The organism is Streptomyces sp. KR55 (assembly GCF_052245645.1).
Lineage (GTDB): Bacteria > Actinomycetota > Actinomycetes > Streptomycetales > Streptomycetaceae > Streptomyces > Streptomyces flavusporus.
This window is the reverse complement of sequence record NZ_JBQQCE010000242.1, coordinates 1-14,141: the sequence shown is the minus strand read 5'-3', so window position 1 is coordinate 14,141 and position 14,141 is coordinate 1. Positions and strand designations below refer to the sequence as shown.

Annotated in this window: 13 protein-coding genes and 1 rRNA gene; 11 read left to right on the top strand and 3 right to left on the bottom strand. The window is 70.6% G+C overall.

What is annotated here, in order from left to right:
• Positions 1–248: hypothetical protein (locus ACTWQJ_RS30230; RefSeq protein ID WP_443309701.1), on the top strand; the 248-nt coding region annotated here is incomplete at its 5' end.
• Positions 249–377: 129 nt separating this feature from the next.
• On the opposite strand, the gene ACTWQJ_RS30225 is transcribed toward ACTWQJ_RS30230, so the two are convergent.
• Positions 378–1,235, bottom strand: coding sequence for a hypothetical protein (locus ACTWQJ_RS30225; protein WP_443309700.1), 858 nt, complete (start codon positions 1,233–1,235; stop codon positions 378–380).
• A gap of 83 nt (positions 1,236–1,318) precedes the next feature.
• On the opposite strand from ACTWQJ_RS30225, the gene ACTWQJ_RS30220 reads away from it, so the two are divergent.
• From ACTWQJ_RS30220 to ilvD, 4 genes are all read left to right on the top strand, one after another.
• A complete protein-coding gene (locus tag ACTWQJ_RS30220) occupies positions 1,319–2,251 on the top strand; it encodes a Ppx/GppA phosphatase family protein (RefSeq protein WP_443309699.1) in 933 nt (310 codons plus the stop codon).
• Between the two features lie 247 nt (positions 2,252–2,498).
• On the top strand, positions 2,499–3,323 hold the full coding sequence (locus ACTWQJ_RS30215; protein WP_443309698.1) for a sugar phosphate isomerase/epimerase family protein: 825 nt from the start codon (positions 2,499–2,501) through the stop codon (positions 3,321–3,323).
• The gene (locus tag ACTWQJ_RS30210; protein WP_443309697.1) at positions 3,320–3,940 is read left to right on the top strand and encodes a TetR/AcrR family transcriptional regulator; all 621 of its coding nucleotides are present in this window, start codon (positions 3,320–3,322) and stop codon (positions 3,938–3,940) included. The genes ACTWQJ_RS30215 and ACTWQJ_RS30210 overlap by 4 nt, the downstream gene beginning before the upstream one ends.
• Before the next feature lie 159 nt (positions 3,941–4,099).
• Entirely contained in the window at positions 4,100–5,953 is a 1,854-nt protein-coding gene (ilvD, locus tag ACTWQJ_RS30205) for a dihydroxy-acid dehydratase (RefSeq protein ID WP_443309696.1), read from the top strand.
• 141 nt (positions 5,954–6,094) lie between these two features.
• Here the strand turns inward: ilvD and ACTWQJ_RS30200 are convergent, their stop codons facing one another.
• The gene (locus ACTWQJ_RS30200; RefSeq protein WP_443309695.1) at positions 6,095–8,305 is read right to left on the bottom strand and encodes a protein kinase domain-containing protein; all 2,211 of its coding nucleotides are present in this window, start codon (positions 8,303–8,305) and stop codon (positions 6,095–6,097) included.
• Positions 8,306–8,451: 146 nt separating this feature from the next.
• Between ACTWQJ_RS30200 and ACTWQJ_RS30195 the strand changes: the two genes are divergently transcribed.
• From ACTWQJ_RS30195 to proC, 5 genes are all read left to right on the top strand, one after another.
• Positions 8,452–8,802: an SH3 domain-containing protein gene (locus ACTWQJ_RS30195; RefSeq protein WP_443309694.1), complete on the top strand. Its 351-nt coding sequence runs from the start codon at positions 8,452–8,454 to the stop codon at positions 8,800–8,802.
• A gap of 80 nt (positions 8,803–8,882) precedes the next feature.
• Positions 8,883–9,380, top strand: a complete 498-nt coding sequence (locus tag ACTWQJ_RS30190) for an EamA/RhaT family transporter (RefSeq protein ID WP_443309693.1) — start codon at positions 8,883–8,885, stop codon at positions 9,378–9,380.
• A 48-nt stretch (positions 9,381–9,428) separates the two neighbouring features.
• Positions 9,429–10,253 carry an ABC transporter ATP-binding protein gene (locus ACTWQJ_RS30185; RefSeq protein WP_443309692.1) on the top strand — a complete coding sequence of 275 codons (825 nt, stop codon included), beginning with the start codon at positions 9,429–9,431 and terminating at the stop codon, positions 10,251–10,253.
• The gene (locus tag ACTWQJ_RS30180; RefSeq protein ID WP_443309691.1) at positions 10,250–11,038 is read left to right on the top strand and encodes an ABC transporter permease; all 789 of its coding nucleotides are present in this window, start codon (positions 10,250–10,252) and stop codon (positions 11,036–11,038) included. The genes ACTWQJ_RS30185 and ACTWQJ_RS30180 overlap by 4 nt, the downstream gene beginning before the upstream one ends.
• A 258-nt stretch (positions 11,039–11,296) precedes the next feature.
• Positions 11,297–12,109, top strand: coding sequence for a pyrroline-5-carboxylate reductase (gene proC / locus ACTWQJ_RS30175; protein WP_409470458.1), 813 nt, complete (start codon positions 11,297–11,299; stop codon positions 12,107–12,109).
• 55 nt (positions 12,110–12,164) lie between these two features.
• Here the strand turns inward: proC and trpS are convergent, their stop codons facing one another.
• The gene (gene trpS / locus ACTWQJ_RS30170; protein ID WP_443309690.1) at positions 12,165–13,190 is read right to left on the bottom strand and encodes a tryptophan--tRNA ligase; all 1,026 of its coding nucleotides are present in this window, start codon (positions 13,188–13,190) and stop codon (positions 12,165–12,167) included.
• Between the two features lie 826 nt (positions 13,191–14,016).
• Between trpS and ACTWQJ_RS30165 the strand changes: the two genes are divergently transcribed.
• Positions 14,017–14,141 (top strand): 16S ribosomal RNA (locus ACTWQJ_RS30165); the annotation flags it as partial.

Genomic DNA, 14,141 nt, shown 5'->3' with positions numbered 1-14,141 from the left:
CCGACCCGGGCCCGCCCCCGGACCCCGCGCCCAGCACCCCCAGCAACCCCAGCAACCCACCTCCGCCCCCGACCGACCCGGACCCGACGCCCACGACCCCGCCGCCCACCGAGCCCACCCCCAGCGACCCACCGACAACCCCGCCACCCGACCCCGAACCCACCCCCAGCGACTCCACCCCGTCCACCCCGGGCGACTCACCGCCACCGCCAAGCGACAGCGGCGCCCCGAGCCCGTCGACGTCGTAAGGCCCCAGCCCGTCAGTCCGCGGGCAGTCGTGCCTCCCCCAGAGGGGCCCCCAGGGCGGCACGGGTGGGCGCGGGCGGCACCCCGTCACGCCGGGCTGCGCCACCCCCGCTACGGCGCGCGGCCGCCCGTCACTCCACCGGATCCGCCGGATGCGGCGCAAGCAGAGGCAGCTGCGAGTTCAACCGCTGCTCGCACAGCTCGACCAGACGGTCGTAGCCGGCCTTGCCCATCAGCTCCGTCAGCTCCGCCCGGTAGGACACGTACACCGGATCGCCCGCACCGTGCGCCGAGGTCGCCGACGTGCACCACCAGTGCAGGTCGTGGCCGCCCGGACCCCAGCCCCGGCGGTCGTACTCACCGATCGACACCTGGAGCACGCGGGTGTCGTCGGGCCGGTCGATCCATTCGTAGGTCCGCCGGATCGGCAGCTGCCAGCACACGTCCGGCTTCGTCTCCAGCGGTTCCCGGCCCTCCTTCAGGGCGAGGATGTGCAGCGAGCAGCCCGCGCCGCCTGCGAAGCCGGGCCGGTTCTGGAAGATGCAGGAGCCCTGGTAGGGGCGGGTCTGCCGGGAGCCCTCGTCGTCCTTGGAGACCCAGCCGCCCCGGGTGCCCTCGGCGTGGTTCTGCCAGATCTCCGGCGTGAGCCTCGCCACATGCCCGGCGACCCGCTTCTCGTCGTCCTCGTCGGAGAAGTGGGCCCCCAGCGTGCAGCACCCGTCGTCCGCGCGGCCGGCCTGGATGCCCTGGCAGCCGCTTCCGAAGATGCAGTTCCAGCGAGAGGTCAGCCATGTCAGATCACAGCGGAAGACCTGTTCGTCGTCCGCCGGATCAGGGAACTCCACCCACGCGCGCGCGAAGTCGAGGCCCTTCTCGTCGTCCGCCAGGGCCTGCTGCGACTTCGCCGGTGGTTTCGCCTGCGAAGAACCCTTGGTTGATTTGGCCTTCTTGTCTGCCTTGTCGTTCTTCGCCTTTTTCGTCTTTGGCACGGGTCCAGGGTAAGTCGCCCGCCGCCCGTCCAGGGACCGCCTCGAGGGCGGAGCACAGCGCAGCTGGCAGTAGCGTTCCGTACATGAGACTCGGTGTCCTCGACGTGGGATCGAACACGGTGCATCTGCTGGTGGTGGATGCGCACCCCGGCGCACGCCCGCTGCCCGCGCACTCGCACAAGGCGGAACTGCGCCTCGCCCAACTTCTCGACGAGAACGGTGCCATCGGCCCCCACGGCGTCGACCGGCTGATCGGCGTCGTCCACGAGGCGCTCCAGGCCGCCGAGGACAAGGGCGTCGAGGAACTGCTGCCGTTCGCGACCTCGGCGGTACGCGAGGCCAGCAACGCCGACGACGTCCTCGCGCGCGTGCAGACCGAGACCGGCGTCCAGCTCCAGGTCCTCACCGGCGCCGAGGAGGCCCGGCTCACCTTCCTCGCCGCCCGCCGCTGGTTCGGCTGGTCGGCCGGAAAGCTGCTCGTCCTGGACATCGGCGGCGGCTCCCTGGAGGTCGCCTACGGCATCGACGAGGACCCCGACGCGGCCGTCTCCCTGCCGCTCGGCGCCGGTCGGCTCACCTCCGCCTGGCTGCCGGACGACCCGCCCGCCACCGAGGACATACGGGCTCTGCGCCGCCATGTGCGGGCCGAGATCGCCCGTACGGTCGGTGAGTTCAGCCGCTTCGGCGCTCCCGACCACGTGGTCGCCACCTCCAAGACCTTCCGGCAGCTCGCCCGCATCGGCGGCGCCGCCCGCTCCGCCGACGGCCTCTACGTCCAGCGCGAACTCAAGCGCCAGTCCCTGGAGGCCTGGGTCCCTCGCCTCGCCGGCATGACCACCGAGGAACGCGCCGAACTCCCCGGAGTCTCCGACGGCCGAGCGGCCCAGCTGGTCGCCGGCGCCCTGGTGGCGGAGGCCGCGATGGACCTGTTCGGCGTGGAGACGCTGGAGATCTGCCCGTGGGCACTGAGGGAGGGCATCATCCTGCGACGGTTGGACCACATGGGCTCGGCGTAAACGGGCAGCCGGAGCAACGCAGGCCTTCAGGGGCGCGGGGCTGCATCGACATGCGGCTCCTCCCCCGCTCTCGGCTTCTCCCCCGCTCTCGGCTTCGCTCGCGCGGGGGACCCCCATGAGGGGGGACCCCCACCGTGGGCGCGACCAGCCCACGACAACCCGCACTCGCCCACGGCGACAGAGACCAACGGTGAATAGGCGCACACCAACCCCGGTCCACCCCTCGGAGCCACGTACGCTGTCCATCGTGGCAAACCCAGTCGTACGCATCCCGGATGCGAAGGTCGCCCTCTCGACGGCCTCCGTGTACCCGGAGTCGACGGCAACGGCCTTCGAGATCGCCGCGCGCCTCGGGTACGACGGCGTCGAGGTCATGGTCTGGAACGACCCGGTCAGCCAGGACATGGAGGCGCTGCGCCGGCTCAGCGACTTCCACCAGATCCCGGTCCTCGCCGTACACGCCCCCTGCCTGCTCATCACGCAGCGCGTGTGGTCCACCGACCCGTGGGTCAAGCTCCAGCGCGCCCAGGCGGCGGCCGAGAAGCTCGGCGCCACCACGGTCGTCGTCCACCCGCCCTTTCGCTGGCAGCGCCAGTACGCGCGCGACTTCGTCGCCGGGATCTGGCGGATGGCGAACGAGACGGATGTGCGGTTCGCCGTCGAGAACATGTACCCCTGGCGCTACCGCGACCGCGAGATGCTCGCCTACGCCCCCGACTGGGACGTGACGAAGGACGACTACCGCCACTTCACGATCGACCTCAGCCACGCCGCGACCGCGCGCACGGACGCCCTGCAGATGGTCGACCGCATGGGCGACCGGCTGGGCCACGTCCATCTCGCGGACGGCTCCGGCTCCAACAAGGACGAGCACCTGGTCCCCGGCCGCGGCACCCAGCCCTGCGCCGAGCTGCTGGAACGTCTCGCCGTGACCGGATTCGACGGGCACGTCGTCATCGAGGTCAACACCCGCCGCGCCATGTCCAGCGCCGAGCGCGAGGCCGACCTCGCCGAGGCCCTGGCCTTCACCCGGCTCCACCTGGCCTCCGCGGTGAAGGTGCCCCGGCGATGACCGGCACGACGCCCACGCCGCGCCGCCGGGGACGCCCCTCGCGTACGGAGTCCGCCGACGGCCCCGCCACCCGCGACCGCATCCTCGCCGCGGCCCGCGAGGAGTTCTCCGAACGGGGCTACGAGAAGACGTCCGTGCGCGGCATCGCCAAGGCGGCCGGTGTGGACTCGGCGCTGGTGCACCACTACTTCGGCACCAAGGAGCAGGTCTTCCAGGAGGCGGTGGAGACGGTCTTCGCGCCCGCGCTGAGGGCACCCGACGTGATCTTCGAGGGGGCGCCCGAGGAGGTCGGTGAGCGGTTCGCCCGATTCCTCTTCGGGATCTGGGAGAACCCGGTCACCCGGACGCCGCTGCTCGCGGTCGTACGGTCCGCGGTGAACAACGAGGTCGCGGCCGCCGTCTTCCGCCGCCTCATTGCCGCCCAGCTGCTCCGCAGGGTCGCCGCCCAGCTCGGCACGCCCGACGCGGAGCTGCGGGCGGAACTGGCGGCCGCGCAGCTGGTCGGTGTCGCCATGCTGCGGTACGTGATCAAGCTTGAGCCGCTGGCGTCGGCCGACATGGAAGCGATCATCCGACGGATCGCACCCGTGGTGCAGGGCCACCTGACGAAACCCTGAAGCCCTTACCGGCCCACCTGACGGACCCCTGACTCCTTTAGAGGGAACGAACCCTTGAATCCCTGAGACATGCGTCCCGGAATCCGGACATCCTGTCCGCCCTCTGGATGACCGGCGTAGGCTCGACCCAGTCAGAACTCTCCGAAGGAGCGAGCGACGATGCCCGAGCTGAGGTCCCGCACAGTCACCCACGGCCGCAACATGGCGGGCGCCCGCGCCCTTATGCGCGCCTCCGGTGTACCCGGTGCGGACATCGGCCGAAAGCCGATCATCGCGGTCGCCAACAGCTTCACGGAGTTCGTGCCGGGCCACACCCACCTGGCACCCGTCGGCCGGATCGTCAGCGAGGCGATCAAGGAGGCCGGCGGCATCCCCCGCGAGTTCAACACGATCGCCGTCGACGACGGCATCGCGATGGGCCACGGCGGCATGCTGTACAGCCTGCCCTCCCGCGACCTGATCGCGGACAGCGTGGAGTACATGGTCGAGGCGCACTGCGCCGACGCCCTGGTCTGCATCTCCAACTGTGACAAGATCACCCCGGGCATGCTCATGGCCGCCCTGCGCCTGAACATCCCGACGGTCTTCGTCTCCGGCGGCCCCATGGAGTCCGGCCGCGCCACTCTGGTCGACGGCACCGTCCGCACGCTCGACCTGGTCGACGCGATCTCCGACGCGGTGAACGACAAGATCTCGGACGAGGACATCCTCCGTATCGAGGAGAACGCCTGTCCGACCTGCGGCTCCTGTTCCGGCATGTTCACCGCCAACTCGATGAACTGCCTGACCGAGGCCATCGGCCTCTCCCTCCCCGGCAACGGCTCGGTCCTCGCCACCCACACCGCCCGCCGCGCGCTCTACGAGAACGCCGCCCGCACGGTCATGGACCTGACCCGCCGCTACTACGAGCAGGACGACGACACGGTCCTGCCCCGCAACATCGCCACCATCGCGGCCTTCGAGAACGCCATGGCCCTGGACATCGCGATGGGCGGCTCCACCAACACGATCCTGCATCTGCTGGCCGCCGCCCAGGAGGCCGGCGTGCCCTTCGGCCTGGAGCAGATCGACGCCGTCTCGCGCCGCGTGCCGTGCCTGGCGAAGGTCGCACCCAACGTCGCCAAGGACCGCACGTACTACATGGAGGACGTGCACCGCGCCGGGGGCATCCCCGCCCTGCTCGGCGAGCTGCACCGCGCGGGCCTGCTCAACGAGGACGTGCACGCCGTCCACAGCCCGTCCCTGGCGGACTGGCTGAAGACGTGGGACGTCCGCGGCGGCTCGCCTTCGGCCGAGGCCGTGGAGCTGTGGCACGCGGCCCCCGGCTGCGTCCGCTCCGCCGAGGCCTTCTCCCAGTCCGAGCGCTGGGAGGCCCTGGACGTGGACGCCGAGGGCGGCTGCATCCGCTCCGCCGAGCACGCCTACTCCAAGGACGGCGGCCTGGCGGTGCTGAAGGGCAACCTCGCCGTCGACGGCTGCGTGGTGAAGACGGCCGGCGTCGACGAGTCCATCTGGACCTTCGAGGGTCCGGCGGTCGTCTGCGAGTCACAGGAGGAGGCCGTCGAGAAGATCCTCAACAAGCAGGTGACGGACGGCGATGTCGTCGTCATCCGCTACGAGGGCCCCAAGGGCGGCCCCGGCATGCAGGAGATGCTCTACCCGACGTCCTTCCTGAAGGGCCGCGGCCTCGGCAAGACCTGCGCCCTGATCACCGACGGCCGTTTCTCCGGCGGCACCTCCGGCCTGTCCATCGGCCACGCCTCCCCGGAGGCGGCGTCCGGAGGCACCATCGCGCTCGTCGAGGACGGCGACCGCATCCGCATCGACATCCCCAACCGCACGATCGATCTGCTGGTCGACGAGGCCGAGCTGGCGCGGCGCGAGCAGGCGCTGGGCGGGGTGTACGCCCCTCAGGGCCGGGACCGAAAGGTCTCGGCGGCCCTGCGGGCGTACGCGGCGATGGCGACCAGCGCGGACAAGGGCGCCGTGCGGGACGTCAGCAAACTGGGCTGAGGCACACACCTGGGGCCGCTTGTGACGGGGCGGCCCCTTTTGTGTGCAGGCTTGGCTGGTGAGCCTGGCTTTCGCGCGCCCCCTCGGCCGGTGCCTCCGGCCTTCGCACGCCGCCCCCAGCCGCTCAGCCCGCCCCGCCTGTCACCACCGCGCCGGATCGTCCCCGTCCACCGCGAACAGCGAACCGTCCGGAGCCGCGGCGAACACCCTGCCGTCCCCGGCGACCGGCAGCGGCAGCCCGGACACCACCGACCCCCGTGCTGCCCCGGGCCGCGCCCTGGTCTGCCCCAGCAGCACACCCTTCCCGGTGTCGACGGCGACGACCCGCCCGTCCCCGGCACTGAAGTACAGCCGCCCCCCGGCCACCACCGGCGCGGACGGGAAACTGACGGACGTCTCCAGCCGCCACAGCTGCGCCGACGTTCGCGTGTCGACGGCGACCAGCGCACCGTCGGCCCCCAGCAGATACACCGTGTCCCTCTGTACGACGGCCTGTGCTCCCGCCAGCGGATGGCGCAGGGCGGTACGGCGCTGCGTCCCGTGCGTGGCGTCGTAGCGCACGACCGCGTCGGTGTCGGCGTACTCCGCCGAGGTCGACGTGAACCAGAGCACGCCCTCACGGGCGCCGACCAGGCTGAGCGCACCGGCCAGCCGCCGCTGCCAGCGGACGGCGCCGCTCTCCGGGTCGACGGCGGTCACCCGGGTCCCGGTCCCGGCCGCGCCGACCGCGTACGCGACCCGGCCGCCGTACGACTGGAACACCGGCTGGGTGAGCCCGGCGACCGCGTGCTGCCACTTCCGCTCGCCGGTGGCGGCGTCCAGCGCGGTGACCTTCGAGTCGCGTCCGGTGAGCAGGACGACGCCGCCGACGTGCGCGACCCGACCGTCGTAGCGCGAGATGTCGTGGCTCCAGCGGGTCCTGCCGGTCGTCGGGTCGAGCGCGGCGAGCCGCCGCCCGCCCTCCGTGACGACATGCAGCAACCCGCCCGACAGCACCGGCGGCTCGACGGTCCCGTCCGCCTGCTGCCCAGCCCCCGCACGCGCCCACTTCACGTCGCCGTCCGCAGGATCGACGGCGGCGGCCAGAACACCGGGGCGGGTGCAGTACAGCGTCCCGGGCGTGTAGGCGCACTGCGGCATGCCGCTCGCCTCGGCGCCACGGGCGCTCAGATCGATGTCCCAGGGGCGGAACGGGGCGGGCTGCCCGGCCCCGGCCGGCGTCGGGCTGTCGCCGGCCCCGAGGAGGGCAACAGCCCCCGCGCCCAGGGCGAGCACGGCGGCGACGGCCACGGCGGCCCTCCACCACCGCCTTCTCGGGCCGCGGGCCCCGGGTGCGTCCGCGACCGGACCGTCCGCCGAGGGCGCCCGGCGCCGGTGCGTGGGGGCCTCGTCGGGACCGGCATCGCTCGGGGGACCAGCTTTCCGTGGGCGATGGAACTCCCGTGCCGGCTCGACTTCCCGCGGGCCATCGAACGGACGCTCGCCCGTGCGCTGTTCGGGAATGAAGGCCTGTGTGTCATACGACGCCGAAAGCGACCGGAGCTCCGCCATCAGCTCGTCCGGAGTGGGCCGGTCCTCAGGTTCCTTGGCCAGGCACCGGGCGACGAGCGGCGCCAGCTCGTCCGGCACTCCTGTCAAGTCCGGCTCTTCATGAACGACCTGATACGCCACCAGGTACGGGCTGTCGGAGTCGAAGGGGCCGCTGCCCGTCGCGGCGTGCACGATGACCGACCCGAGCGCGAAGACGTCGGCGGCCGGCCCGACCTCTCGCGGCCTGCGGAACTGCTCCGGCGCCATGAACGGCGGCGTGCCGATCAACTTGCCGGTCTCGGTGCGCAGTTCGCTGTCCGAGGGCCGGGATATCCCGAAGTCGATGACCTTCGGCCCGTCCTCGGCGAGCAGGACGTTGCTCGGCTTGAGGTCGCGGTGCACGACCCCGACCCGATGGATGTCCCGCAGCGCCTCGGCGAGCCCCGCCGTCAACTGCCGCAGCCGGGCCGGCGCAAGGGCGCCGTTCCGCTTCACGTACTCGGCGAGGGTGGGGCCGGGGATGAAGAGCGTTGCCATCCAGGGGCGCTCGGCATCGGGATCGGCGTCGACGACGGGCGCGGTGAAGGCACCGCTGACCCGCCGTGCGGCGGCCACCTCCTGCCGGAACCGCCCCCGGAACTCAGGGTCCTGAGCAAACTCCCCGTGCACTACCTTCACGGCGAGCCGCAACCCCGAGGCCGACCGCGCCAGATGGACCACGCCCATGCCACCGGAACCGAGCGGCGCCTCCAGCAGGTACTGCCCGGCGTACTGCGGAGATTCCGCTTCCGCATCCGTACCGGTGCTGCGCCATGGCGGCATCTCTCACCCCCGGATGTCCGTCCGCATGCGCGACGCGCTGAGCCTAGTCGATGCTTCGTGCGAAACCTCTGCGGCTTGCTAGCCTCGGTGCGCCAGGTGATTTTGGCGTGAACCGTTCACAAGCATCCAAACGGGGGGAGGCCGACATGGCCACGGAGGACATCGAGATCTCGGGCACGGGCGAGCCGGAGACGGCACCGGCGGCGACCGACGACACGCAGACCCTGGCCGCGACGGCGGAGGCGAGGGTCCGCTCCTACCCCGTCGCCCCCGGCGTCCGGCTCAACGTCCGCAGCGGTCCCGGCACCCACTACCGGATCGTCCGCGTCCTGCCCGAGGGCGCCACCGTCCCCATCTACTGCCAGCGCCCCGGCGACACCGTCACCGGCCCCTACGGCACCACCAACATCTGGGACTGCATCGCCAACGCCCAGTACGTCTCCGACGCCTACGTCAACACCGGCAGCGACGGCTACGTGGCACCGCGCTGCTCCTGACGACGACCAGGAGCGCCCGGCGTGGCTCCTGACCGCGGCGAGGGCCTGGCCCCGCCCTGGCCGGGAGCCATAATCGGCCCGTGAGCGACAAGCAGAACCGCACCCCGGACCAGCCCACGGACGGCCCCCGCCCCGAGCCCATCCGTTTCTTCGGCACGACCTGGGTGCACCACGACAACGGATACACGGCCCGCCGCATCGGCGCCGCCGTCGGCTCCCTCGCCGCAGCCGTCGCCGCCTGCCTGGTGCTCCGCTTCGCCTACGAGGGTCTGCAGATCGCCGACTCCGGCAGCTTCGTCACGCTGCTGGTCGTCGTCATGTTCGCGGTCTGCAGCGCCCTCGCCTTCCGCCACACCTGGGACGCCTTCACCAAGCGCCCGGACTCCGACCGCCAGGCTTCCCTGCGCGGCCTGCTGACCATCGGCTTCGTCGGCTCCCTCCTCGCCTACTTCTTCCGCTCCCTCCTCGAGGCCCCGGGCGAGAACCTCCACCGCGCGGAGTACGAGGAGGCCCGCCGACAGCACGAGAAGCGCTCCGCCCGCCGCACCGGCAACCCGAAGAAGCGCCGCCGCACCTGAGCAACCCCTGCCTTGACGAGGCCTACACCCAGGAGCATTATTCATCGCATGATGAATAATGCTGCCGACCCACCCGACGCCAACGGCAACACCCCACCCCGAACCGCCGAGACCTCCGCCATCCACGCCGAGGGCCTCACCGTCGTCCGCGGCCCCCGCACAGTCCTGCGAGCCCTCGACTTCACCGTCCCGCGCGGCCAGATCACCGGCCTGCTCGGCCCCTCCGGATGCGGCAAGTCGACCCTGATGCGCGCCATCGTCGGCACCCAGGCCAAGGTCACCGGCACCCTCGACGTCCTGGGCCGCCCCGCCGGCCACCCCACACTGCGCACCCGCATCGGCTACGTCACCCAGGCCCCCTCCGTCTACGACGACCTGACCATCCGTCAGAACCTGGACTACTTCGCCGCGATCCTCGACCCCGGCCGCTCCTCATCCGAACGCCGCCACGACAACGTCACCCGAGCCATCGCCGACGTCGACCTCACCAGCCATGCCGACTCCCTCGCCGGCAACCTCTCCGGCGGCCAGCGCAGCCGCGTCTCCCTGGCAGTGGCCCTCCTGGGCACCCCCGAACTCCTGGTGCTCGACGAGCCGACCGTCGGCCTGGACCCCGTCCTCCGCCGCGACCTGTGGAACCTCTTCCACGACATCGCCGCCGGCCGCGGCGCCACCCTCCTCATCTCCTCCCATGTCATGGACGAGGCCGAGCGCTGCCACCGCCTCCTCCTCATGCGCGAAGGCGAGATCCTCGCCGACGACACCCCGGACGCCCTGCGCACCCGCACCGGCGCCGACACCGTCGAAGCGGCGTTCCTGCACCTGGTGGACGAGGCAACCGCGAACAGCCGCAAGAAGGAGACCACCCGATGAGCGCGACGACGGTCACCGCCCCTGCAACGCCCGCACCCACCAGCGCCCTGAACGCCTCCCGCACCACCGCCACCGCGGCCCGCGTCCTGCGCCAGCTCCGCCACGACCCGCGCACGATCGCGCTGATGCTCCTCGTCCCGTGTCTGATGCTGATCCTGCTGCGCTACGTCTTCGACGGCAGCCCGCGCACCTTCGACAACATCGGCGCATCCCTCCTGGGCATCTTCCCGCTGATCACGATGTTCCTGGTGACCTCCATCGCCACCCTGCGCGAACGCACCTCCGGCACCCTCGAACGCCTCCTCGCCATGCCCCTCGGCAAAGGCGACGTGATCGCGGGCTACGCCCTCGCCTTCGGCACCCTGGCGATCATCCAGTCCGCCCTCGCCACCGGCCTGGCGCTCTGGCTCCTGGGCCTGGACGTCACGGGCTCCCCCTGGCTGCTCCTGCTCGTGGCCCTGCTCGACGCCCTGCTCGGGACAGCCCTCGGTCTCTTCGTCTCGGCCTTCGCGGCCTCCGAATTCCAGGCGGTCCAGTTCATGCCGGCAGTGCTCTTTCCCCAACTCCTCCTCTGCGGCCTGTTCACCCCACGCGACAACATGCACCCCGTCCTCGAGGCCATCTCCAACGTCCTCCCCATGTCCTACGCCGTCGACGGCATGAACGAAGTCCTCAAGCACACCGACATGACCGCCAACTTCCTCCGCGACACCCTGATCGTGGCAGGCTGCGCCCTACTGGTCCTGACCCTGGGCGCAGCAACACTGAGGCGCCGCACGGCGTAGATGTGTCCTCCCTAGCTGCGGCAGCGCGTGCTCGTAAACCGCGGGCATTCGTGCCTCCCCCAGAGGGGGACCCCCAGGGCGGCACGGGTGGGCGCGGGCGGCACCTCGTCAGCGCCGGGCTGCGCGATCACCCCCGACGCCGACCGCAACTCCTCCCACCCGGTAACCGACGTTCCGCCCACCGGACACGGAACGCGCACACGCACCCCAAGTGCAAGGATGCCCTCAGGACGACGCACCCCCGGAGGGCCCCGCACCATGACCCAGAAAGTCGCAGTCCTCGGCACCGGCAAGATCGGCGAAGCCCTGCTCAGCGGAATGATCCGCGCCGGCTGGACCCCCGCCGACCTCCTGGTCACTGCCCGCCGCCCGGAACGAGCCGAAGAACTCCGCACCCGCTACGGAGTCACCCCGGTCACCAACCCGGAAGCCGCCAAGACCGCCGACACCCTGATCCTCACGGTCAAACCGCAGGACATGGGCACCCTCCTCGACGAACTCGCCCCCCACGTCCCCACCGACCGCCTGGTCATCAGCGGCGCGGCGGGCATCACCACCTCCTTCATCGAGGAGCGTCTCACCGTCGGCACCCCGGTCGTCCGCGTCATGACGAACACCCCCGCCCTCGTCGACGAAGCCATGTCCGTCATCTCCGCCGGCAGCCACGCCAGCGATGCCGACCTGGCCCACGCGGAGGAAATCTTCGGCGCCGTCGGCAAGACGCTGCGCGTCCCCGAGTCCCAGCAGGACGCCTGCACGGCCCTCTCCGGCTCCGGCCCGGCGTACTTCTTCTACCTGGTCGAAGCCATGACCGACGCCGGCATCCTGCTGGGCCTGCCCCGCGACAAGGCCCACGACCTGATCGTCCAGTCCGCGATCGGCGCCGCCACGATGCTCCGCGACAGCGGCGAACACCCGGTGAAGCTCCGCGAGAACGTCACCTCCCCCGCCGGCACCACCATCAACGCCATCCGCGAACTCGAGAACCACGGCGTACGAGCCGCCCTCATCGCCGCCCTCGAAGCCGCCCGCGACCGCAGCCGCGAACTGGCCTCCGGCAACAACAGCTGAGCCTCCGGCAACAACAGCTGGCGCCCGGCCGCCCCTGCCCGAGGGGCGGCCCAACTCACCCCTGAGCAGTCACCTCGATATCGGCAGCTGCCGGCAACAACCCGATCGCCCGATACGCGGCATCCACGGTCGGCCGGGCCATCGCCCGAGCCCTCTCCGCACCATCCCGCAGCACCTCCTCCACAAAGCCAGGATCCGCGCACAACGCCTTGTGCCTCTCCTGCACGGGCCTGAGAACCTCGACCACAGCCTCTGCGGTGTCCTTCTTCAAGGCGCCGTACGACTCATATACACCGCTCAGCTCCGATGGGTTCCCACCCGTGCAGGCCGCGAGGATCTCCAGCAGATTGGCGAGGCCCGGCCGCGCCTTCCGGTCGTACACGACCTCCCGCCCGCTGTCGGTCACGGCCCGCAGAACCTTCTTCCGCACCACGTCCGGCTCATCGAGCAGATAGACGATCCCGGGCCCGACGTCCTCGCTCTTCCCCATCTTCGAGGCCGGGTCCTGCAGGTTCATCACCCGTGTGGCCACCGTCGGATGCGTGGCCCGAGGCACCACGAACGTGTACCCGTACCGACGGTTGAACCGCACCGCGAGATCCCGCGCCAGCTCTACATGCTGTGCCTGGTCGTCCCCCACCGGCACCTCGTCGGTCCCGTACGCCAGGATGTCCGCCGCCATCAGCACGGGATACGTCAGCAGCGACAGCCGCACACTCCCGCCCCGCTCCCGCTCACGCGCAGCCTTCTCCCTGTACTGGATCATCCGCCGCATCTCGCCGTCCGTGGCCACGCACTCCAGCAGATACGACAGCCGTGCGTGCTCATCCACATGGCTCTGTACGAACACGGTGCACAGCTCCGGATCCAGCCCCGTCGCCAACAACAGGCTCGCCGCCTGCCGGCTCAGCCGCCGCACCCGCGCCGGATCGTGCTCCACGGTCAGCGCATGCAGATCGACGACACAGAACAGCGCGTCCGCCTGGTGCTGATCCACAGCGGCCCACCGCCGCATGGCCCCCAGGTAGTTCCCCAGCGTCAGATTCCCGGTCGGCTTGACCCCACTGAAGACCCGCGTCATCCCTTCTCCACCTCCTGGTCGAGGCCGCCGTCCCGGCGGGCCGACCCTCTGGAGCTCCGGAGGGAGATACGAGAACGGCCGCCGAGGCGGCGGCCGTTGAGTGCATACGTAAGTCCGGCCGCCGTCAGGCAGCCCACCACTGCTGGGTGTACGTACGCGTCGTCATGCACACCAGGGTACGCCCGTAGGGTCTGGTCCGGAGCCGAGTTGACACACCCCGACCCGGTCCGTAGTGTTCTCCGGGTTGTCCGACGTGAGAGCCGACTCCGGTCGGTCCCCGGACAGCCATTCCGCAGGTACTCAGGCAGCAATCGACGATCCGTCGTCGTATGCATTGCCATGCGTATTTGCGAGATGAGGAATCCGCGTTCGAAAGGACGCAGCCCCCGATTAGCTCGGGAGCCAGGAATCCGCTAAAGTCTCACTCGTCGGAACGGCCCAACGGCCGGGAAGACAAGCCCCGCTGACTGGGAGTCAGGCCCGAAAGGGTCTGATAGAGTCGGAACCGCCGGAAAGGGAAACGCGAAAGCGGGAACCTGGAAAGCGCCGAGGAAATCGGATCGGAAAAGATCTGATAGAGTCGGAAACGCAAGACCGAAGGGAAGCGCCCGGAGGAAAGCCCGAGAGGGTGAGTACGAAGGAAGCGTCCGTTCCTTGAGAACTCAACAGCGTGCCAAAAATCAACGCCAGATATGTTGATACCCCGTCCATCGGACAGCCGATGGTCGAGGTTCCTTTGAAGAACACAGCGAGGACGCTGTGGACGGTCGGATCATTCCTCCGGCCGTTCCGCTCTCGTGGTGTTGCACCGGATTACCGGTAAACATTCACGGAGAGTTTGATCCTGGCTCAGGACGAACGCTGGCGGCGTGCTTAACACATGCAAGTCGAACGATGAAGCCCTTCGGGGTGGATTAGTGGCGAACGGGTGAGTAACACGTGGGCAATCTG